This is a genomic window from Enterococcus sp. DIV0213h (assembly GCF_051711285.1).
GTDB classification, from domain to species: domain Bacteria; phylum Bacillota; class Bacilli; order Lactobacillales; family Enterococcaceae; genus Enterococcus_D; species Enterococcus_D casseliflavus.
In genome coordinates this window covers 1,383,923-1,407,420 of sequence record NZ_JBIOMH010000001.1, presented here as the reverse complement: position 1 = coordinate 1,407,420, position 23,498 = coordinate 1,383,923, and the positions used below count along the sequence as shown (strand labels likewise).

The 23,498-nt window shown below is 35.0% G+C and carries 19 protein-coding genes; 3 read left to right on the top strand and 16 right to left on the bottom strand.

Annotated elements, in window-relative coordinates:
- Window positions 1-382 precede the first annotated feature (382 nt).
- A complete protein-coding gene (locus IGI77_RS06380) occupies window positions 383-1,267 on the top strand; it encodes a helix-turn-helix domain-containing protein (protein WP_438769726.1) in 885 nt (294 codons plus the stop codon).
- Window positions 1,268-1,339: 72 nt separating this feature from the next.
- Here IGI77_RS06380 and IGI77_RS06375 read toward each other — a convergent pair whose 3' ends face one another.
- Complete coding sequence (locus IGI77_RS06375) at window positions 1,340-2,902, bottom strand: polysaccharide deacetylase family protein (RefSeq protein ID WP_438769725.1); 1,563 nt, start codon at window positions 2,900-2,902, stop codon at window positions 1,340-1,342.
- 234 nt (window positions 2,903-3,136) lie between these two features.
- On the opposite strand from IGI77_RS06375, the gene IGI77_RS06370 reads away from it, so the two are divergent.
- Window positions 3,137-3,811: a CPBP family intramembrane glutamic endopeptidase gene (locus tag IGI77_RS06370; protein WP_271813924.1), complete on the top strand. Its 675-nt coding sequence runs from the start codon at window positions 3,137-3,139 to the stop codon at window positions 3,809-3,811.
- A 78-nt stretch (window positions 3,812-3,889) separates the two neighbouring features.
- On the opposite strand, the gene IGI77_RS06365 is transcribed toward IGI77_RS06370, so the two are convergent.
- Window positions 3,890-7,909 carry a MucBP domain-containing protein gene (locus IGI77_RS06365; protein ID WP_438769724.1) on the bottom strand — a complete coding sequence of 1,340 codons (4,020 nt, stop codon included), beginning with the start codon at window positions 7,907-7,909 and terminating at the stop codon, window positions 3,890-3,892.
- A 636-nt stretch (window positions 7,910-8,545) separates the two neighbouring features.
- On the opposite strand from IGI77_RS06365, the gene IGI77_RS06360 reads away from it, so the two are divergent.
- Window positions 8,546-9,160 carry a helix-turn-helix domain-containing protein gene (locus IGI77_RS06360; protein ID WP_438769723.1) on the top strand — a complete coding sequence of 205 codons (615 nt, stop codon included), beginning with the start codon at window positions 8,546-8,548 and terminating at the stop codon, window positions 9,158-9,160.
- Between the two features lie 115 nt (window positions 9,161-9,275).
- On the opposite strand, the gene wecB is transcribed toward IGI77_RS06360, so the two are convergent.
- From wecB to IGI77_RS06290, 14 genes are read right to left on the bottom strand one after another with little or no spacing between them, the layout of a single operon-like run.
- The gene (gene wecB, locus IGI77_RS06355; RefSeq protein ID WP_438769722.1) at window positions 9,276-10,409 is read right to left on the bottom strand and encodes a non-hydrolyzing UDP-N-acetylglucosamine 2-epimerase; all 1,134 of its coding nucleotides are present in this window, start codon (window positions 10,407-10,409) and stop codon (window positions 9,276-9,278) included.
- An 18-nt stretch (window positions 10,410-10,427) separates the two neighbouring features.
- Window positions 10,428-11,651, bottom strand: coding sequence for a nucleotide sugar dehydrogenase (locus tag IGI77_RS06350; protein WP_438769721.1), 1,224 nt, complete (start codon window positions 11,649-11,651; stop codon window positions 10,428-10,430).
- Window positions 11,635-12,912 (bottom strand): oligosaccharide flippase family protein, encoded by a 1,278-nt coding sequence (locus IGI77_RS06345; RefSeq protein WP_438769720.1) that lies wholly within the window; start codon window positions 12,910-12,912, stop codon window positions 11,635-11,637. Before IGI77_RS06345 ends, IGI77_RS06350 begins: the two co-directional genes overlap by 17 nt.
- A gap of 18 nt (window positions 12,913-12,930) precedes the next feature.
- Window positions 12,931-13,689, bottom strand: a complete 759-nt coding sequence (locus tag IGI77_RS06340) for a hypothetical protein (protein WP_438769719.1) — start codon at window positions 13,687-13,689, stop codon at window positions 12,931-12,933.
- A gap of 27 nt (window positions 13,690-13,716) precedes the next feature.
- On the bottom strand, window positions 13,717-14,862 hold the full coding sequence (locus IGI77_RS06335; protein WP_438769718.1) for a hypothetical protein: 1,146 nt from the start codon (window positions 14,860-14,862) through the stop codon (window positions 13,717-13,719).
- Window positions 14,863-14,878: 16 nt separating this feature from the next.
- Window positions 14,879-15,952 (bottom strand): EpsG family protein, encoded by a 1,074-nt coding sequence (locus IGI77_RS06330; protein WP_438769717.1) that lies wholly within the window; start codon window positions 15,950-15,952, stop codon window positions 14,879-14,881.
- A gap of 40 nt (window positions 15,953-15,992) precedes the next feature.
- On the bottom strand, window positions 15,993-17,084 hold the full coding sequence (locus tag IGI77_RS06325; RefSeq protein ID WP_438769716.1) for a glycosyltransferase: 1,092 nt from the start codon (window positions 17,082-17,084) through the stop codon (window positions 15,993-15,995).
- Between the two features lie 7 nt (window positions 17,085-17,091).
- Window positions 17,092-17,886, bottom strand: a complete 795-nt coding sequence (locus IGI77_RS06320; RefSeq protein WP_438769715.1) for a glycosyltransferase family 2 protein — start codon at window positions 17,884-17,886, stop codon at window positions 17,092-17,094.
- A complete protein-coding gene (locus tag IGI77_RS06315) occupies window positions 17,870-18,757 on the bottom strand; it encodes an NAD-dependent epimerase/dehydratase family protein (protein WP_438769714.1) in 888 nt (295 codons plus the stop codon). Before IGI77_RS06315 ends, IGI77_RS06320 begins: the two co-directional genes overlap by 17 nt.
- Window positions 18,754-19,371, bottom strand: a complete 618-nt coding sequence (locus IGI77_RS06310) for a sugar transferase (protein WP_438769713.1) — start codon at window positions 19,369-19,371, stop codon at window positions 18,754-18,756. The genes IGI77_RS06315 and IGI77_RS06310 overlap by 4 nt, the downstream gene beginning before the upstream one ends.
- 8 nt (window positions 19,372-19,379) lie before the next feature.
- On the bottom strand, window positions 19,380-21,197 hold the full coding sequence (locus tag IGI77_RS06305; RefSeq protein WP_438769712.1) for a polysaccharide biosynthesis protein: 1,818 nt from the start codon (window positions 21,195-21,197) through the stop codon (window positions 19,380-19,382).
- A 12-nt stretch (window positions 21,198-21,209) separates the two neighbouring features.
- Window positions 21,210-21,974, bottom strand: a complete 765-nt coding sequence (locus tag IGI77_RS06300; protein WP_438769711.1) for a tyrosine-protein phosphatase — start codon at window positions 21,972-21,974, stop codon at window positions 21,210-21,212.
- 23 nt (window positions 21,975-21,997) lie between these two features.
- Window positions 21,998-22,705, bottom strand: coding sequence for a CpsD/CapB family tyrosine-protein kinase (locus tag IGI77_RS06295; protein WP_010747869.1), 708 nt, complete (start codon window positions 22,703-22,705; stop codon window positions 21,998-22,000).
- A 9-nt stretch (window positions 22,706-22,714) separates the two neighbouring features.
- Window positions 22,715-23,494: a YveK family protein gene (locus IGI77_RS06290; RefSeq protein ID WP_151196682.1), complete on the bottom strand. Its 780-nt coding sequence runs from the start codon at window positions 23,492-23,494 to the stop codon at window positions 22,715-22,717.
- Window positions 23,495-23,498: the final 4 nt, after the last annotated feature.

Sequence of the window (23,498 nt, the reverse complement as noted above, 5' to 3'; positions counted from 1 at the left end):
CTTCCGTAGCTATTTGGTCTTATATTTTGGACGTAAGCGTTCATTCGCTTCTTTTTGTTTATACTTGCTGGTAAGAAGGAAACGCTGCTGCCCAATCGTCTTCTTCTAATACCACATAAGGAGCATGAGAAGATGGATTGGTTAGTAATGATTCTTGTATTGATATGTCTTAGTTTTGTCTGAGAAAAAAGCGTGAGAACGAATCGTTCTCACGCTTTCTTATTATTTCACGCCCTCTCTGGGTGCACATTACCGCGAAACATCCTTCCATCAAATCAGAAGCGGTCTGAAATATAAGACCTTTTTAATTCCTACACTGGACTTGTTTTACTATAATGGGGATACATGATTTCATTAATTCAATGAGAGCGGAGGCTTTCTTATGTATGGCGAAACGATCAGACAAATCCGATTGAAAAAAGGCTTCACCCAAAAAGAAGTCTATGGCACGATTATTTCAAAATCCTATGCCATCGAATTTGAAAAAGGCAAGCACCAGATTGCTGCCAACCTGCTGTTGCAAATCTTAGAAAATCTATCAATGGATATCGATGAATTTCTCTATATCGCGAATGGCTATCGGCTGGATGAGCAAAACAGCTACAACCATCGGTACACACAATATTCAAACAAGCACGATATCAACCAGTTACAAATTCTATTACAGGAGCTGCAGCAAACCTCTAGCCGACTGAACAATGTCCGCATTGCAGAGGTTCGCTCACGGATTCGCATGCTGCAATGCTTGGCAGAGCATGGCGTCTATCGGAAACGTGCGATTTTGGAATGTGATCGTCAAACGATTATCTCCTATCTCGTTGATGTTGAGAGCTGGACGTTACAAGAAATCCAACTATTTGGCAACACCATCGATCTTTTGGACAACGACCATAATTTCCTCTTCTTCAAAAAAGTATCCAAGATGCTCGAATACTACATCGATATGGAAAAAGGTCGGGAAATCTATTGCGCACTACTGATCAATTTAATCGAATATACGCTAAAACACCAGCAATACGATGTGACGGAAGTTCTCGTCGTCCAATTAAAACTTTTGGCGACAGACTACAAAGAATTTTTCCACCAAGCCGTCTGCAAGTTTTTCCAAGGCGTGTTGCTCTTAAGAACCGGTGACAAAAAAGCAGGCAAAAGGATTACCACAAAGATGCTAGCTATCATGCGAGAATTGGATCAAGGTGCCCTTGCCGATGATTTTGCTTTACTGCTGGATGATGACTACCTCCGAGCATTTGCCTCCTCCGAGTGATAAAGCGGCAACTGCAGCGTTCGTTTAATAAAAAAAGGAAGTGATGATTGCCATCACTTCCTTTTTCAGCTATTAGCTCACACTGCGCTCATCTGTTGCACCAAAATATTGATACATTGGTTTTTGGCTGCCATTGAGCAATTGATCGACCGTCACAAATTCATAGCCTTGTGCTTTGAGCGCTTTGATGATGCCCGGCACGGCTTGAACAGATTTCGGATGAATATCATGTAACAAAATAATCGATCCATCGTAAACATTGTTTTGGACAACCTTCAAAATCTTGTTTGGATCTTTCAGCTTCCAATCCTCGGTATCAACACTCCATTGAATGATCGATTTTCCTGCCGCTTGGGCGCTTTGTTGATCGATCGCTCCATATGGCGGGCGCAAATTCTTAGGCAAGACCCCTGTCGCCTGATAGATGGCTTTGTCCGTTTTGGTTATTTCCGCTTTGACCTCCTCTGGCGACAACGTATTTAATTGGGGATGAGAATAGGAGTGACTGGCAATTTCATGCCCTTCCTCATGGACTTTTTTCGCGACCTCAGGGTATCGATCCACCATCTGGCCCAATTCAAAGAACGTTGCCTTCACATCATTGTCTTTCAAAATTTTTAAGAGATCCAATGTCGAAGTATCATTTGGTCCATCATCGAAAGTCAACGCAACATATTTTTTGTTTTCGTCTAACATCGCTTGTTGCTCTTTCAATTGATCCGCATTGACCAGCTCTGGATCAATAAAGGGCGCAATCTCTTTGTAAGCCAAAGTGATCTCGGATACACCTGTTTGATTTTGCGGCAACTGGAGCGTTATTTTTTCAGGATCATAAGTAAATTTTGAATCATAGGTGATTCGGTCCATCCCCAAGACCGCATCAATGAGTTTAGTCGGTTCTTTGGCTTGATTCAAAAGCTTTTGTTGAATCACTTGCTGGATCCCTAGCAAGCTGCCTTCATCTGGAACCAAGTCTTTTAAGGATAATTCATTGCCGGTTTTCTCGGAAATAAAAATTGGATCGGCAACCACGCTATCCGCATCTTCAAACCGCCCAGTCTCCCGATTCCAAACATAGCTGTCCGCTTTTAAGGAATAGGTTGACACTTTTGATGCAACTGCTTGTGCTTGAATCCGAGCGATCGTAACGGTCTCTTTGTCGGCGTGCTTTTTGCATAGCTTGTTCGCCATGGTCGATAATTTCTGACTTGCATCCTTTACAGGGATGGCATTTTCTTCTTTTGGTCGGAAAATCAATTCTTTTTTGTCCCCATCAGACAATGTTTCAAGTTTTGCGGGAATTCCCTCTTTGGCCTGCTCTTCTTGGATCGACGCTAATAGCTTTTGTGCGGCAGCTTCATATTTTTCCCGTGCCAATGCTTCTTGCTGCTTCAAAGTAAATGCGATATAGCCCCCAGTGGCGATAATGACGATTGTCAGCAGCGTCATCAATGAAAAGAGATACTTGCGATGGGTTGGCTTCTTTTTAGAAACTTGACGATTGGCGGTTGGCGTGCGTCTTGTCGTTCCCGTTGTTTGCTTTTGATGTGATTCGACCCTTGAAGTAGGTGCTTGTTTTTCAGAAGTCGCTTCTCTATGTTGTGAATTATTTGAATCATTGCTTGATTTCTTCATAAACATTCTCCCTCAAACATAATAACGTAAACAAAATGTAACATAAGCGTAATAATATTTCAACAGTGTTACAGAGATTCTTATAAACTTCTCTTTTTGTTCACAAATTTTGAGAATTGTTCTTAGAAATCCTTTATTCTGCTTTTAAGAAAACCAATTCTGCCAAGTATGATATCGTGTTCACTGCTTTTTCTTTTTGTTTAAAAATAATGAGAGATATCTTTTTGTACTTTGATGTTTTTTCTGTTTATAATTCAGCATGTGGCAATTACTATGAAGGATGTGTTCAAAATGAAACACAAATCAGCAGTTTATTTATTCGTTCTTACCTTACTCATAGGGTTAACCTATCAATTACTTCCATATACTCCACTAAATGATTCCGTGTTATCGATCGTCGGTACCATCTGGAATCTGGTCTTCGCATTTAGTGCAGGATATTTTCTCTTACGAACGACCTTTTTGGAGCAGTTCAAACATTTTCGGTTCACCGTTTTATTGTGGGGTGTCCCTTTCGTCATTTTGACTGGCGTGTTCTTTTCCTTTATTTATGCCGCTATTTTTGGACAACCAACAACCAACTCGATCAGCGAAACCATCACTGTCCAAATGGTCTTTTTGCAAGTTCCCTTTATGCTGATGGGAGAAGAATTGCTGAGTACCAACCTCTTGTTGGCGTTGCAGAAAAGAGGCCTTTCATTTGCCTGGTCATCCATCATTTGCAGTGTGCTATTCGCTTTATGGCACATCCCAGCCTACGGCTTTCATCCAGCCCAATTATTGATCACCTTGATGCCTGCCAGATTGGCACTCAACTACGTTTGGAAAAAATCCAATAGCGTATGGGTCAGCTGGATCTGCCATTTTCTTTATGATTCCCTGGGATTCATTTCATTTTTAGGTAAATAAGCAACAAAAAGGACAGCTGAAGCCTAGCTGTCCTTTTTGATAGTTAGTAACGCCTTTCCCCAATGGCTTACTTAATCACTATTTACGCTTTTTGAAATAAAGCCAGCTTGCTGTGGCGATAAAGAACAAACCAACTACAAACGGGAACAACGTCCCCTGCTCATCGGTCTGCGGCAATCTTTGTGCAGAAGCACTTTTTTTCGAAACAACAGTCGCCGTTGGTTCTTTTTCTTTTTTATCAGAAATAACGGCGGTTGCTACGTTTTCTTTTGTATAAACATACGTCACAGTTGCCTCTTCCTTACCAAATGTGCCTTTGGCATTTTGCGGCAGCCGACTTTCGTCTACTATGTAGCCGTCGATTGTTAGTTGATATTTTTTTGTGCTGGCATCGTAAGACTCGCCTACGTTTCCACTGATCGTTTGAGAGGAGTGTATTTCTTTTCCTTCTGTATCTACGTATTCGACCGTTATATCCGCTGCTGGTATCGGATTTTTTTTGTAGATGTAGGTGACGGTTTGTGCCGTTTCGCTAAATACACCTTTACTATTTTCTGGTAATTGGCTTTCGTCCAATGTGTAGCCATCTATTTTTACTTGGAATTGTTCTGTGCTAGCATCGTAAGAGTCGCCTACGTTTCCACTGATCGTTTGAGAGGAGTGTATTTCTTTTCCTTCTGTATCCACGTATTTGACCGTGACATCCGCTGCTGGTACGGAATTTTTTTTGTAAATATAGGTAACGGTTTGCGCTGTTTCTCCAAATACACCCTTACTGTTTTCTGGTAATTGGCTTTCATCTAGTGTATAGCCATCGATCGATAGTTTATATTGATCTGTACTTGCATCGAAAGAGTCGCCCACATTGCCGCTAATCGTTTGAGAGGAGTGTATTTCTTTGCCTTCTGTATCCACATATTCAACAGTTACATCCGCTGCTGGTATCGGATTTTTTGTGTAAATGTAGGTGACGGTTTGTGCTGTTTCGCTAAACACGCCTTTACTATTTTCTGGTAATTGGCTTTTATCTATGGTGTAACCGTCGATTTTTAGTTGGTATTGTTCTGTGCTAGCATCGTAAGATTCGCCTACGTTTCCACTGATCGTTTGAGGAGAATGAATTTCGTTGCCTTCTGTATCCACATACTCGACCGTTACATCCGCTGCTGGTATCGGATTCTTTGTATACACATAGGTGATGGTTTGCGCTGTTTCGCTAAACATACCTTTACTATTTTCTGGTAATTGGCTTTCGTCTAAGGTGTAGCCTTCAATCACTAATTGATAGTTCTTCGTGCTGGCATCGTAAGACTCACCTACATTTCCACTGATCGTTTGAGAAGCGTGAATTTCGTTGCCTTCTGTATCCACGTACTCGACCGTGACATCCGCTGCTGGTATCGGATTCTTTGTATACACATAGGTGACGGTTTGCGCGGTTTCACTAAAGACACCTTTACTATTTTCTGGCAACTGGCTTTGATCTATAGTGTAGCCTTCGATTGATAGTTGATATTTTTCTGTACTAGCATCGTAAAAGTCGCCTACGTTTCCACTAATCGTTTGTGAAGCGTGAATTTCGTTGCCTTCTGTATCTGCGTACTCGACCGTTACGTCAGCTGCGGGTATCGGATTTTTTGTGTAGATATAGGTGACGGTTTGCGCTTTTTCGCTAAATGTGCCTTTACTATTTTCTGGTAATTGGCTTTTATCTAAAGTATAGCCATCGATTGTTAGTTGATATTTTTCTGTACTAGTATCGTAAGACTCACCTACGTTTCCACTGATCGTTTGTGAAGGGTGAATTTCATTGCCTTCTGTGTCCACATACTCGACTGTTACATCCGCTGCAGGTATCGGATTCTTTGTATACACATAGGTGATGGTTTGCGCTGTTTCACTAAAGACACCTTTACTATTTTCTGGCAATTGGCTTCCATCTAGTGTATAGCCATCGATCGATAGTTTATATTGATCTGTACTTGCATCGAAAGAGTCGCCCACATTCCCGCTAATCGTTTGGCTAGCGTGGATTTCATTGTCTTCTAAATCTACATACTCAATCGTGACATCCGCTGCTGGTACAGGATTTTTTGTGTAAATGTAGGTGACGGTTTGCGCTGTTTCACTAAACATACCTCTACTATTTTCTGGTAATTGGCTTTGATCTAGGGTGTAGCCTTCGATTGTTAGCTGATATTTTTCTGTACTAGCATTATAAGAATCGCCCACATTTCCACTGATAATTTGAGAAGGATGAACTTCTTTGCCTTCTGTGTCCACATACTCGACTGTTACATCCGCTGCTGGTATCGGATTTTTTGTGTAGATATAGGTGACGGTTTGTGCTGTTTCACTAAAGACACCTTTAAGATTTTCTGGCAATTGGCTTTCATCCAATGTGTAATCTTCGATTGCTAGTTGATATTTTTCTGTACTAGCATCGTAAGAGTCGCCTACGTTTCCATTAATCGTTTGAGAAGCGTGAATTTCGTTGCCTTCTGTATCCACGTACTCCACTGTGACATCCGCTGCTGGTATCGGATTTTTTGTGTAGATATAGGTGACGGTTTGTGCTGTTTCGCCAAATACACCTTTACTATTTTCTGGCAATTGGCTTTCGTCTAGTGTATAGCCATCGATCGATAGTTTATATTGATCTGTGCTTACATCGAAAGAGTCGCCTACATTCCCGCTAATCGTTTGACTAGCGTGAATTTCGTTGCCTCCTAAATCTACATACTCAATCGTGACATCCGCTGCGGGTATCGGATTTTCTGTGTAGATATAGGTGACGGTTTGCGCCGTTTCGCCAAATACACCTTTACTATTTTCTGGCAATTGGCTTTCGTCTAGTGTATAGCCATCGATCGATAGTTTATATTGATCTGTGCTTACATCGAAAGAGTCGCCTACATTCCCGCTAATCGTTTGACTAGCGTGGATTTCGTTGCCTTCTAAATCTACATACTCAATCGTGACATCCGCTGCTGGGACAGGATTTTTTGTGTAAATGTAGGTGATGGTTTGTGCTGTTTCACTAAATACGCCTTTACTGTTTTCTGGTAATTGGCTTTCGTCTAGGGTGTAACCGTCAATTGATAACTTATACTCATCCGTACTAGCATCATATGAAGCGCCAATGGTACCAGATAAAGTCTTCGTTTCATGGATTTCTTGCCCTTGAGTATCAAGATATCTGACAGTTACCTCTCCCACCTGCTCCGGGTCAACAATGACATTGACTACATGTGTTGTATATACACTATATGAGGCTTGTCTAGCCATAAAAATTGCTACGTAAGTCCCCGGTTTGCTCGGATCAACATTTGTGTAGTACGGAAAGATCTGTGAGTCAGAAATACTTTTTTCTATGTTGCCGCTAAAATTTAACTTAAACGCCTCGATCCCTAATGCCTGTGTTGAGAAATCGAAGTTACTGTTTACAGGAATATGAATCGTATCGGGTCTCTCTCCAAAAGCATACTCGCCTACAATTTGACGCTCATAAAGTGCCAATGTTTTGGTTTCTCCTGCTTGCAAATTGATAGAATTTCCAATCGATGTAAATGCGTAGTTCAATCTTTGATTCGTTGTACCCACTTGCTTAATAAAGTAGCCCCCTGAAGGAACCTGAATCGTTACCTTTCCTGAACTGTCCGTGACTAACAACGTCACTTCACCAGATGTCGAGGAGGTCAATGTGAAATAAGCGCCTTGGATTGGCTGGTTTGAATTACTATCTAAAACTTGAACCGTCAGTTGCGCATTGGCAGCTCTTGCAGAAGGTTCTTCTTTATTTTCTGATCCGCTGATGGCTTCTTTACTGTCACTACTTGCTTGTGTTTGTTCGTTCTCAGCATCCACGCGCGCTGAGGTCGTTGTTGTTAGCGTATGATTTTCTACTTGAGAGGTAGCTTGTCCAGCATCCGCAGAAGCATTCGTATCATCAGATTGTACAGTTTTCACTTCTTCCTGATCCACCTGCGGAGATTCTGAAAACACTTGGCTTTCCGCCACTACCTGAAATGCTGGCGTTACCACCGCAGCACTTAATAAGATTACTAAAGATAGAATATATTTAAACTTCTTTTTCACAAACTTTCACCTTAACCTTCTTTTTCAAAATTAAAACCTTTTTATCCAACCTATTTTCACGCCTGAAAATCATTATAATTTATTAATTTTTAATTTACAAACATTTTTTTATTTTAGCGTATCATCCACTCCTCTCAAAAATTTTTAAGCGGACACATGAAATTCCATTGAGCGTATGTATACTTAATTCACTTGTCATCGCATTGCATCACCTCTTCAGAATTTTATAATTCAAGCACCCTTACCTTCAAGCAAACCCAGTGCAAATCAGCGCAAATCTTCTTTGCATCCTTGTTTTATCAATGATTTCATTTTCAAAAAAGCAAATTATTTTTTACTTAATCGTGACTTTCTTTTTTCGAATGATTCGAGCAAGTCTATCTTCTACTCTCAATATGTGCCATCTTTGAACATTTATCAGTTCATATATGACAATTGTTACTTATTACAGATGAAGGATTCACTGAAAAAATCGAACACTTTCAGAAAATTTTTTAGGAATATCTGACATAAGCTCATTTAAATTTAATCTCTTAAGAACAAAGAAAAGAACTTGTGCATTTTTTCGTTAAATCGAGCTTTACAATTGTTTCTTTGAACCGCTTTATGATAGGATATGTCAGAAGGAGCATTGAAATGACTATAGCTGAAAAAATAAAAGAGAGTCGCTTGAAGTTAGGACTCACCCAACAAGAAGTTTCCGAAAAATTATTTGTTACTAGACAAACGATCTCAAATTGGGAAAACAACCGAAGTACCCCAGACATCGACACCTTGATCAAATTAAGTGATCTCTACCAAATCGATTTAGAGTCACTGCTAAAACCAGAACAAGCAGCAGACGAACCAGAAAGAATGAGTGACGAAAAGAAACCAACCTTTCGCCTTCCTCTATACTTGCTCAATTTAACTGCAGTCGTCGCTTGCGTTTTCACCGACTTCTTCACACCTACAGGAACAATGACCCTATGGACAGTTGCTGCACATTTTTTGTTACTAGTTAACTTTGTCCTTTTATTCGGCTTTTTCCTCACAAAAAAAAGACCCCTCCCTGCAAAAACAATTGTCTTTGCATTAGGAAAAGGTCTGATGATCTTAGCCATTATATTAGGTTTTACTCTTTGGTCGAATAAAGGAGCTTCCGCTGATGCGTTACATCTGATTGGCCATAATTATGGTCATTTTATCTATTTGACGTTTAAAGCAATTGGGGTGATTTATTTGTTTGATTGGCGGAAGTTTATCTACTAAAAATTTAAGCAGTTAAAAAAACCGCGTGTTTTTATCCTAATCAGATAGACAGTTAAAATCCATATTAAATAGAAAAGTACTCTGATATCTATACAAGATATCAGAGTACTTTGTTTCAAAACTCAGAAGGTTTTTCATTAGTTAAGCCAAAGCTGTATGCAATAGCATCTAAAATTCTCTGACTAGCAAATCCATCTCCGTAAGGGTTTGAAGCTTTAGACATTTGGTCGTAAATATCATTATCTTCAAGTAATTCTTTGGCAGACACAAATACTTTATCTTCACTTGTACCCACTAATCTTAATGTGCCAGCCTCTATTCCTTCTGGTCTCTCAGTTGTATCACGTAAGACTAATACAGGTTTTCCTAATGAAGGAGCTTCTTCCTGCACTCCTCCAGAATCTGACATAATCATATAGCTATGATTAGCAAAGTTTTGAAAATCCACCACGTCTAATGGTTCAATTAAATGAATTCGATCGCAATCAATCAAAGTTTCTTTTACGGTTTTTCGAACTATCGGATTCTTATGCATAGGGAATACCACATGTACATCATCAAAGCGTTCGACAATTCGATTTATCGCTTTGAAAACGTTCTTCATAGGATTTCCTAAGTTTTCTCTTCTATGCATTGTAACCACTATTATTTTTTTGTCCCCTATATCTGTTAATAAAGAATGACTATATTGGTCTGAAATGGTATATTTCATGGCATCAATAGCCGTATTTCCGGTAACGTAAATATCGCTGACATTTCTTTTTTCATTTAATAAATTTTTCTTACTCATCTCAGTAGGAGCAAAATAAATATCTGCTAAAACATCAGTGAGCTGTCTATTCATTTCTTCGGGAAACGGAGAGTACTTATTCCAAGTTCTTAGACCTGCTTCTACATGCCCAATTTTTATTTGATGATAAAAACTAGCTATTGATGCCGAAAAAGTTGTTGTCGTATCACCATGAACAAGAACAATATCTGGTTTTGCTTCTTCAAAAATCTGATCTAATTCTTTTATTACACGACTTGTTATACCCGCTAATGTTTGGCCATCTTTCATTATATTTAAATCGTAATCTGCTGATAAATCAAAAATATTCATTACCTGATCTAACATTTGGCGATGCTGAGCAGTCACTGTTACAATTGACTCAAATCGAGGATCTTCTTGAACAGCTTTGACAAGAGGTGCCATTTTGATGGCCTCGGGTCTTGTGCCAAATATTGTCATAATCTTAATTTTATTCATGTTATCCCTCTATTTTCTTCAAAGTTTGTATGAAAAATCAAATATATTATGAGGATCCAAAACTAGCTTGTTTTTTAGTTTATCTAGTTGAGATTTGATTTGTGAATGTGGAACCATTACTACCACAATCTCACTCTCCTTAATAAAAGAATCAAAATCCATGATTTGACTCTGAACTACTTTATTCTGAATCATTGGATCATAAACTCGAAAAGGTTCTGCGAAATGTGCTTCCATTTTTTCGAACATCTGCACAGTTGGGCTTTCTCGATAATCATCAACGTCCTGCTTATAGGATAATCCGTAAATACCTACTTTTGACTTATCAGTAATTCCGTGATCTTTCATTATATCTGTGATTCTACTTAAAACCATTTCAGGCATTGATTCATTAACTTCTAATGCCGCTGAAATCAATTTCGTCAACCTTGGATAATCTCCAACTAAAAACCACGGATCAACAGGTATGCAGTGTCCCCCCACTCCAGGACCAGGATTTAGTATATTTACTCTAGGATGCATATTTGAAATTCTAATAATTTCATGAACATCCAGATGATCATATCTAGCTATTTTAGTTAATTCATTTGCAAACGCAATGTTGACTGCTCTAAAAGTGTTCTCGACTACTTTAGTCATTTCAGCTGTCCTAATATCTGTACATATAATATCTGCTTTACAAAATGTTTCGTATACTTCTTTCACACTCTCAGCTATCTTAGGTAAGTCTGCACCAATAGTCCTAGAATTATTTTCTAGTTCATAAATCATTTGTCCAGGGAGTATTCTTTCTGGAGCATGAGCTAGAAAAATATCTTTATTTATCTCTAATCCTGCCTCTTCAACCAACGGTCGTATATATTTATCAATTGTGCCAGGAGAAACAGTTGATTCTATAACTAATATTGTTTCTCTTTTACACACTCTCAAAATTTCTTTAACTGCACTAATTACATAAAGTGGGTCAATTTTTTTATTTTCTTTATCATAAGGAGTTGGCACAGTGACAATATAAAAATCGGTTGAAATATATTTTTCTGTAAAAATTATATTTTTATCGATTGCTTTGTCCAAAAGGTCTTTCATACCAAATTCTTCAAACGATAGTTGCTTTTTGTTTAGCTTTGAAATAAGCTCACTGTTGTAATCTGTTCCAATTACTTCATTCCCATTTGCGGATAATATTAAAGATGTTGGTAGACCAATATATCCTAATCCAATAACATTAATCTTTCTGTTCATACTTTTTACCTCTTCCTAATTTAAATATAATAACATACAAAATAAAATATATTATAACGTTCATTATCGAATACGAAGTTAAAAATGTTTCTATAGTCCACTCAAGAAAATAAGCAAAAATATAATTCGCAATTGAACTAAATACGAATAAAGATTGAAACAATAATTCAAATCTTTGTTTATTACAAACAATAAACGCGGGCACTAAGCTTCCCACAACTAAACGTATACTAAACATAGGTGCAAGAATTTTAGCGTATTCTCCTGCGACTCTCCAATCTTTTCCGAAAGCAATCTCAAAAATAATAGGTGAGAATGCAAATAAAATTATACACATTGGTATCGCTAGTGAAGTGAGTAAGATGGTTGATTTAAACAAAGCCTTATTATACCTTCCGTAATCTTTATACTCCTCTGCTGCATCTCTGAAGAAAACTTTTGAAACGTTTACACTGATTAAACTTAGAGGCAGCCCCAATATTTTGTATGACATAGAATATAATCCCAATGAGGTCATTCCAAAAAGACCAGAAATGAAAAAATTTAAGATAGAATAAGATATATTATTCAAAATATTAGCGCTCATTGAAAACATGGGGAAACTCTTATATTTCTTCACAATAAATACCAAACGCTTAAAATCAAGGTTTTTATTAAATAAATTAGATATATTTGTAGTTTTATACTGCTTTCGTATCCCCATTAAATTACCAATCACTTGAGCACCTAGCATGCCCACTGGTCCAAAATTAAACATACCCAAAATTAGTAATAAAAAATTTTGTATACTTGTTCTGATAACATATACTTCAGAAATAATTTTATAATTTTGCATTCTATTATTTATAGAATTTAGTATATTTACTATCCCTACAATCAATAATAATAAAAAAATTAGTAACATTATCAAAATAATATTATTCTTAATATCGGCTATAAAAATTAAATAGCTTGAAAAGAAGATAACTATCAGAATAGTTGCCACAATTGAAAATAAAAAACTAACTTGAACTAAACCATCTATATCTTTTTCATCTTTAGTTGAAACAATTGCAAAATCATATTTACCATTGATCACAGATCCAAAAATACTTATAACAGTTAGCAATAGTGCATACATCCCCATATCTTCAACTGAATAAATTCTCGTTAAAAAAGGTGAACATAGTACTGTTATTAATTGAGCTAATATTGAACCAAAAGCCAATTGAAATATCGATTTAAAAAAGGTTGAATTCTTTATTTTAGAATAATAGTTCATCTTCAATATCCTCTTGTTTCATTTCAAAATTTCTTGTAAATGTTTGGGAAAAAAATTAACAAGATCATGATGGTCGGAATAATTATCTTCCATACATTTAACTTCTATGTTATTTTTATCTAAAGTTTTTAAAAGTGGATAAATATGGTCACTCTTATAGCTTCCAAATTTCCCATAATATAACAGGACTACAGTATGACTACTAGATTTATTTATTTCAATTTCCAAAAGTTCATTTAGATAGTTAATATTATAAGTATTTATTTCACCAGCGATGTATTCAAAAATTGATTTATGGTCTTCTGTCGATAAATAGTTTCCTAAAAGAAATTGAGGTTCGCTAACTATACATCTATAGTAGTTGTTTTTGAAAGCAAAAAATAATGCTGCGTAACCTCCCTTACTTGATCCGACTGTAGTTATTTTACTGTAATTCTTCTTTTCACAAATACTATTTATTAGTTTTGTCACTGTTGTATAAATATTAAATTCTTTATGCTTACCTAAGTAATAAGCACCTCGTTTATCTCTTCCAAAATCATCTAAAATAAACAATTTATTTTTTTTAATATTTTTTAAAGTCGACATATAATTGTAACTAGCAGGTTTATTTCTTCCAGGAAATCCAGAAAATACTACTATTAGTTCTTCATCATCAGATTTGATAGCATCTTCTAATAAAATATATTTTACTTTTTCTTCTGCAGAAAAGGTGTTTTCTTTACGTAAAACCTTCTTAACATAGAACTTATTTTTTATTTTTCCAATTAAACCCATCACAGTATCTCCTGATTCATAAAAATGCTATTCTAGAATATTTTTTGCTATTGTTTCATTCTTAAATTCTTCAACTTGATCAAAAGTACGATTTTCTTCTATAATTTTATAAATTGTATCTTTGATCTCAGCTTCATTGTTATTACTAAAATAAAATCTATTATATTGTGTGAGGTATCTTTTAATTTCTTTTGCATTGTCACCATCTAATAGAACCAAAACCGGACGATTAGTAGACGAAAGGTAATATAATTTGCTTGGAATTTGGAAACCTTTATTGTTAATTATACATATAAACAAATCGGTATTTTCTTCTATATCACTAATGTCGCCTCTAGGATATATTTGGATATTTTTAGTACTCTCTATTTCTGCATCACCATCTCCTGCAATTACTAATGATAACTCCTTACAATTATTAATCACATTATATAAAGGAAAAATATTTCTATAATCTTTATTGTATGCTCCCAAATAAGAAATATTGTAAGTACTCTTTTCTAATTTAGAGTAGCAGATTTTTGGACCTGCAGGAACCGGTAAAAAAAACATTTTATTCTTTAAAGATTTAAACAGCGATTGTTGTTCCTTTAAGGTAAATGGTGATACGTAGACGATTTTATCAGCTTCACTTAAGAATTTCCCTTCCATATACATAAGATATTGTTTAGGATATACAGGTCCCTTATTAATATCTGCTGCCCATGGATCTCCCCAATATTGAATCCATCTACTAATTTTGGAATAATTATTCTTTACTTTCTTTGCAAGCAAATGAGATGTCTTCGGATCTGAGACTGAGATCATAATATCGTACTCATTTCTAATATCTAATGTTTCAATTTTTTTTATTGAGAAATATGAATGGTCATAAATAAAAAAACTGTGATAAAAAAACCTTGAGATATTTAAAATAAACTCTTTGATATTTCTATATTTTGAATCTTTTTTTAGACTTTTATAAATCTTATTCTCATTTTCAATAGATATATAACTCATATTCTCTTCAGTTGAAAGCTCTCTTTTAAAAAAACTATTCTCTGATATTTTTAAACACAATAAGTCAATTTTATTACCATTTTCAAGCAAACCTTTTACAAGATTTAGCGTTCTAATATTAGAAGATGTACTAACATCCATATCCGATGCTTTTACTATTAAAATGTTTTTCATCATTTCACCTTTTAGTTTATTTGTTAAAAAAGAATATATATTCTGGATATCCGTTTATTAAGACTAGTAAATAAAAAATATAGGCAATAATAAGAAGAATTTTAGCTACAAAATATGATAAATATCCAGCAATTTGTTTATATCTTTTTAAAAAAATGGGAAGTTGAATAATAGAGTATATATTGATAAGCCCATACAATCTTACAACAAATATTGTATTAGAACTAAAAATAATCATCAATATGAGTAAAAACCAGTTAATTTTTATGAGAAGATTCTCTATTCTAGTAAGCTCGATATAATTTTTTATAATCATAGAAAAAACAAATATCATTAAACTTAATATAAGCCGGGGATCTAGTAAACTAAATTCATACCCGTATGTCGAGTTATTCATATATATATAGAATCGTGATGCCAAATTTGATAAACCTACTAAATTAAGGATACTTATAACAATGCTATTGATCGATAAAAGTTTAACTACCAGAAATGCTCCCAAAATCGTAAGATAATATAATATGTCATGTATTTTAAGTTTTTCTAGAAAAATTAACACTATAAGTATAGCAGCAATATTATGAAAAAGAGTTCCTATAAAAATAACTAGCATAAATTTAATATACTTCTTATCTACTAAATATTGAAAACCTAATGTACAAATAGATAATGCAACTGCAGTTCTAGCTGCATGCATATCAAACATAAAAAAAATAGGTAAAAACAGAAAAACTGATAACAATTTATCTGGAGAATGTCTTTTGATAAATATTGATATGCAGCTTAGACTAATTAAGTTCATTAAGGAGATGACTAACTGAGTATTTATCCCAAAAACATTTACAATATATGATATCAACCTAAATCCAAATTCCATAGGAAATGAGTTGTTAAAGAGCATTGTCGTGGAATTAATTAACTCTGCATATTGTAAATAGACAAAATAATCACCATCTCCATTACCTCTTAGGGCAGCAACAAAAAATAACAAAATTAAAGATATGCTATATCTTAATCTATTTGCACTATTTTTCCATATTTTAATTTGTAAAAGCAAGATAAAAAAAACTAATATATAATAGATTAACACTCATATACCTCTTATTCCTATATTTTCTTTACTTAAACTTTCAACAATAAATAGTTGAAAGTTTATTTTCTTCGTCCTCCCAAAAAAGCTTATCAATTTTTTGAAATTCAAAATGAAAATTTTTTTTATCAATTTTATTTAACACAGAACTAATACTTTGTTTATCATATGGATTTATACAAAAACCTAACTCTCTTTCTTTGACCATATCGGCCAAAAAAGTATCCTCAGAAACAATAATTGGTTTAGAAAAAACCATCGATTCAAAAAATTTATTACTTATTGCATATTTGACATTCATATCATCATTAGGATAAGCAGCCCAAACAAAATCAGTATTCCTATATATTTCACTTAAATGACACGTATTAAATCTTCCAGTAAAAATAACTTTTGATTTTAAACTGTTCGTTTCTACATATTCATGTAGTAACTCTGAATCAGGTCCATCACCTGCTAGTAATAAGATAAAATTTTCTTTCTCTTTAATAACATCTATTAAGTTAAAGAGAATTTCCTTATAACGTATTGTCCCTATAAAAGAAATTACAATTTTTTCTATAAAGATTTTAGGAGAATTAATTAAGCTTTCTACCTGATTATCAGCTTTATTCAAAAAATTTTTACTAGGTTTATTATTCAAGCAAACAATGTTTCTATTAAATTTTAATTTTTCTCTGTAGTATTGTTCAAAAAAGGGAGAAGCAATTACTATACTTCCAACATTAGTCAAAAATTTTCTTTCGCTGATTTCTCTGAATAAATTATAAATGAAATTTTTATAAAACTTGATATCGTAAACTTCATAAATAACATCGATTTTCTTTTTACTTAGCTTGGATAGTGGCAAGACTGAATAATCAATTAAATGTAATTTATCTGGTTTATATATTTTAATATAGTTTTCGACTTCTCTTAAAAACTTTCTTATGTTTATCAGTGACTTATAAAAATTACCATACCCTATTTCTTGATTGTAAGTAACCACAAAATTTTCTGTTACTCTTGTATTATTTCGATTCCATGCAAAAACCTTGACATTTTCCACATTTTTGTTTTTCAATATGGAATTTCTAATTTTGAGGACTCTTGGAGATAAGGGATAATGATCCACAATGATTAATACATTCACAATTATTTCATTCCTTAGAATTTTTTTTGGTCATAAATATTTTTTTATATTTTAAAGCTGCTTTTAATAGATGAGAACAAGAGTATAATAGAGATAATACAGGATTGATACCTAACCTTCGGTGAACGTCATAAGTCATTATAAAAGATTTAATCTTATTTGCTGATTTTGAGCCTTTTTGAAACCTATAAGTAACGTAAGCATTAGTTACACAATGAGCACTTATTTTATTTTTCTTGAGAAGCTCCAGCCAAAAAAGAAAATCTTCATGGAAGTCCCCATCTTCCATCTTAATACCAGCTAAAATTTTTTTTTCAACCATAACTGAAGAAGTAGTGATTATATTATTAAACTTTAATGATGAATATGATATTTTTTTTGGGGGTATATTTTCTGCTGGTAAATATTCACCAGAAAAATTAATATATTTAACGCTTGTGTGGGTAAACGATATTTTGTTAATCATCATGTATTTAACCTGTTTAGCTAACTTGTCATTTTCCCAAAGATCATCACTGTCTAAAAAAGCAACATATCCTCCACTTGAAATATTAATTCCAATATTTCTTGAGTTTGCTACACCAGAGTTTTCTTTTTTAAAGTATCCTTTTATTTTACCTAATTTTTCATATTGCTTTATTATCTCTACTGTTCCATCACTTGAAAAGTCATCAATAATAATTAATTCCCAATTACTATATGTTTGATTAATAACGGATTCGATGGATTCTTTAATTGTTTTTGAAGAGTTGTAACAAGGCATAACTATTGAAATAAGCGGTTCTTCAGTAATTGTTTTCATTGATAACCCCTTCTGAAATTTCTATAGTATCTACAAAACTATTCTCATCATAATTCATTAATATTCCATCGACCACTGTATTCGGAAACCCTCTCATATTATTGTCGTAGACTAATGTTCCAAAAATTTTGTTGAACATAGATACTTTCTTTGAAAGAAACTGTATTCCTATATTTAATTTCGTTGTAAAAAATACTTTATGTTTATTTACTTTGGCTATTTGATAAACCATTTCAGAAGTTTGGACATAACATTTATTTTGAGGATGAAAAATTCCACTCATTTGGTTATCAATTATAATTTTCAAAAAACAGATAAGATTATCAATAAAAATCATACTTCGATAATTTTCTATTTCGGGAAAAATTACAGTTTTTTTTGAGAAATTTGAAATTTTACCATAATTACCTGGTGAATTTCGCCCATAAATCATAGGAGGTCTAACGATTGCTATTTTAAATGTTTTTGTACTCATATTTAAAATACTTTCTTCTGCCTCCAATTTTGATTTTCCGTAAGGTGTGACTGGCATTGGTTTAGTTGAAGGAACAATTACACCTGAATCCACTCCAAATATAGACATACTACTAAAGAAAATAAATTGTTTAACTCCATCTACTTTAGCTTTGTTCGCAATTTCTATAGTCAAGTCTCGATTAACTTTGAAATACTCTGTTTCAGTAGCATTTCGATTATGGACTAAACCAGCAAGATGAATTACTATGTCATAGGAAGACAAACTTATATGTTTCCAATCATTTGTTTTAAGACTAATACAATCAATTTTATAATTAGCACTAAATCTTTTCATCCAATTCTTAAATGAATTACCAACATAACTATTTTCTCCCGTAATTAGAATATTTTTCATAGTGTTTCTCTCTTATTCTTTTGATTACGGATACCTTCAACAACCCCATCACTTTTTAAGACTGAAACTATAGTTCCATAAAAACATTTTAAATCCACTTTAAAAGAAATTTTCTCTGTATATATCCCATCTAGAGCAGCTTTTTTGTTGATTTCCAATTCATCTCGTCCATTAATCTGTGCCAACCCAGTTAATCCCGGACGAATATCATTTGCCCCATACTTATCACGTTCTTCGATCAAATCATATTGATTCCAAAGAGCTGGTCGAGGTCCAATTACAGCCATATCACCTTTGATAATATTGAACAATTGAGGCAACTCATCCAAGCTTGTTTTTCTTAAAAATTTCCCAACCTTTGTGATATACAAATCTGGATTTTCTAATAGATGTGTCGGCATTTCCTTTGGAGTATCAACTTTCATTGTTCGAAATTTATAAATATGAAAATGCGTTTTATTCTTTCCTATACGTTTCTGTTTAAAAATAATTGGACCTTTAGAATCGAGTTTAATCGCTAGACATAATAGTAAAAGTATTGGGGATAACACGATAATCCCTATCAACGATAATAGAAAATCAATAATTCGTTTCAATCCATCCTTATACAACAAAATCACTCCTATTTGTTTGATGCATTTGCAAATTTCACAATTTCATTAGCCATAGTAGCACTCTCTTTAGGAAGTGTTTCTACAAAATGAAGTACCTCTTCCAATGAATAACCCTTAATATTACCAACAAAAATTTTCTCAAAGACTGCTTCATCATTCCGTTCTTTGTCCAGCAAAAGCTCTTCATATAATTTTTCCCCAGGTCGAATCCCAGTTTCAATAATCTCAATATCTTCTTCACTATACCCACTTAGACGAATCATATTCTTCGCAAGATCAACGATTTTCACCGGTTCGCCCATATCTAAAATAAAGATTTCGCCACCCTTAGCAAGTGCGCCTGACTGAATAACTAAGCGGCTAGCTTCTGGGATCGTCATGAAATAGCGAGTCATGCGAAAATCAGTCACTGTAATTGGTCCGCCTTTTGCTATTTGCTCACGGAATACTGGAATCACACTGCCTCTTGAACCTAAGACATTACCAAAACGTACAGCAGAAAATTTCGTGCAACCTTTTTCATTTAAGCCAGTAACAATCATCTCAGAGATGCGCTTTGTTGCCCCCATGACGTTTGGCGGATTATTGGCCTTATCTGTAGAGACCATTACAAAGTTTTTCACCTTCGCAGCTTTAGCAGCTTCAGCAGTATTTTTAGTTCCGTAAATATTGTTTTTGACTGCCTCTCTAGGATTGTATTCCATCAACGGCACGTGTTTATGGGCTGCCGCATGATAGACGATATCCGGTTTGACTTCGTTCATGATTTCAAACATCTTTTCACGATCTTGTATATCGGCTATAACTGGAACGATTTCGGTAATATTGTCTTTAAAATTGATTTTCAACTCACGGTCAATTAAGTAGATCGAGTTTTCTCCATGTCCTAATAAAACTAGTTTTTTAGGATTGAATTGAATCACTTGACGACAGATTTCGGAGCCAATCGATCCGCCAGCGCCAGTCACTAATATGGTCTTCCCGGTAATTTGATCTTTGATGGAGTCGATATCCAATTTGACTTCATCTCTGCCTAACAAATCAACGACATCGATTTTCTTCAAACGTGAGGTACTGATTTTTCCAGAGGCGATTTCTTCCATTGATGGCATCGTGTTGACTTTGACATGTAAAGGTTCAATTAAGCTAAAAATACTCCGCAATTTTTTCCGTGACAAAGAAGGAATGGCGATCGTGACCATATTGATCTCATATTTTCGGATCAATTCAGGCAAATCACTAATACATCCCAACACTTTTTTCCCAGAAAGATACGTGTTTCGTTTATTCGGATCATCATCGACAAATCCGATAATATTAATGTCACTTGCCGTTTTCGAACCTACAAAGCTATTATAAAGAATTCTGCCGCCTTCACCTGCGCCGACGATCAAGGTATTCTTAACGACTTCATTGGACGTCCCTCTCATATTTTTTCTTTCTATATAGATCCGCCAAATCAATCGACTAGCTATGATCAAAAAGAGCGAGAGAAAGTACGTAAAGATCACTAAGCGGACGCTATAGGTTTCATCACCGAAAAACAAGATCACATTACAAGTAAAAGCGCTGCATGATACAGCCAAGAAGATAGCGATCATTTCTTTCAGATTCGTATAGCGATTGATTCGAGAAAAAACACGGAACACGGAACCATAAAAAAGGTAGAAGCCGACAGACAGACTCACAGAGATCATTGTAAATTCCCTTGGAATCGCCACAAAGGGTCTCATAAAATAAACTGCTGCAATATTCGCTGCTATGATCAATAAACTATCTATAATTATCAAAGTTACAATTTTTCTTCTTCTCGTTAATTCAAACAACCCAGTCTCCCCCTAAAATAACCCGAACTTCTTTTTTTTCACTTCTATATAACTTGGAAAACTGATTTGATCCCCGTTTATCAAATCTTTTGCTACTTGTTTCATCAATGTTACTTTGAGCATGCCAAAATCTTGCTCAATTTGCTCATAGGCTTCTTTTAAATTAAAGGTACGTTTTGTAACGCCATGAGCATCCGAAGCGACCATCTGAACAAGATTATGTTCAACCATTGTTTTTGCTGTTTTTTGGATCTCTTTTCCAAATACGCCGACATAACTTGGCGCAGTCAACTGAGCTAAACAGCCCATATCTAAAAATGGGATGAGATTGTTAGGGTCTTTTCTAAAATGAGCATTCCGCTCCGGGTGGACAATGACTGGAATTTTTCCCAGCTGTAGTAAATCGAAGAATATTTGTTCTGTATACGTAGGCACTTCAATCGTAGGAAATTCTATCAAGATATACGTATCATCAAGATCTGTAAAAAGGATGTCATTTTTCTGTATATCCTCAATTAAATCTCCTGTTATCCTCACCTCTTGCCCCTCAAGAACTGTCAAGGGCAGGTTCCGTGCGTCTAATTCTTCTTGTAAAGAAGTAACGAAAGAAATGACCTCTGACTTCGGATTGCGGTATTTTCCATTGTTATGATGTGGGGTACAAAGGATATGCGTAATTCCTTGGCTAATCGCTTTTTCAGCCATAGCAATGCTCGCATTGATGTCTTCTGCACCATCATCAATTCCTGGTAAAATGTGGCAATGTAAATCAATCATTTCTCTCGTCTCCTTCAAATTAATTAATTTCCATAATAATAGTAGTAACCTGAATCTTTCGAGTGTTCGGCACCGTTATAAACGACACCAACAATTCTTGCTTGAACCATATTTAAAAGATCTCTCGCTTTTGTTAAGGATTCTTTACGTGCAACATTTTCTCGAACTACTAAGATCGTCCCATCTGCTTTCGATGCCATAATTTGCGCATCAGTGACTGCTACAACAGGTGGCATATCAAAAATAACCACATCGTAAAGATTTTTCGCTTCTTCAATCACTTGGTTCATTCGTGCCGATCCAAGAAGCTCAGATGGATTTGGTGGTTTCGGTCCACTTGTTAAGACAGATAAATTATCGATCACCGTTTTTTGGGCTGCTTCAAGGACGCTCGTTGAGGTACTTAATACGGTACTCAATCCACTCGCATTATTTAAGCTAAACGTCTTGTATACAGTAGGCTTTCGCATATCGGCATCAACTAACAATACCCGTTGTCCTGATTTAGCAAAAACAACCGCTAAATTGGCTGAGGTTGTCGATTTCCCTTCACCTGGACCAGAAGAAGTAACAACAATGGTCTTGATTTGCTTATCTGCGGAAGATGCAAATTGAATATTTGTACGGATCGTACGATATTGCTCTGAGATTGGTGAAGAAGGATCAATTAGCGTGATCAAACTTACTGCATGCGTTTGTGTCCCAGTTCGTTCTTGTTTTTTTGCCATCATTGTTCCCTCCTAGACCCGACTACGACTGCGGCGTGATTCTGCCGATTTGTCGCCTTGCGGTTTCTTAATAAATGGTGCACTTGGTTTTTTCTGAATGGTCGCAGCCAATTCTTTTGGTGACATTTGGGGTACAGTACCTAATACGGTAAAGCCTAATGTTTCAGTTACAAATTTATCATCTTTGACAGTTCGATCTAGCAGCTCCAATAAGAAGGCTAAGCCAACACCGACCATGATGCCTAGTACTAGACCAATGGCTAAGTTTAGTTTGTTGTTAGGTGAAACTGGTGTGGTACTAGCTACCGCACTTGAAATGATTGAGATTTTATCAACATTCATAACATCTTGGGCATTTTCTTGAAAGACCAATGCGGTCGTGTTGGCAATATTTTGCGCTGACACTGCATTGGTACTAGTTGCCTGAATGGAAAACATTTGTGAGTTTTGCGATTGATTGATTGAAATAGAGTCTTTCAATTGTTGTACAGTCATGTCCAGGTTATTTTCAGACTCAAGACGGTCCTTTACTTGTGTCATAACTAAATCACTGACTATCATATCCTTATACGTATTGATCATTTGTAAGTTTGTATTTACATCATTCACGTTTGCTGTTTCTGATTGAGGCAATGTCACAATCAACTGAGCTTGTGAACTGTATTTTGGTGTAATGACAAAGAAGGTGAATATCCCTGCTAAAGCTAAACCAGCAAACATTGAAATAAAAATAGCAGCTAAGTGTTTCCGTAGAATTGCGAATATTTCTTTTAAGCTAATTGTTTCTTCCATCTTT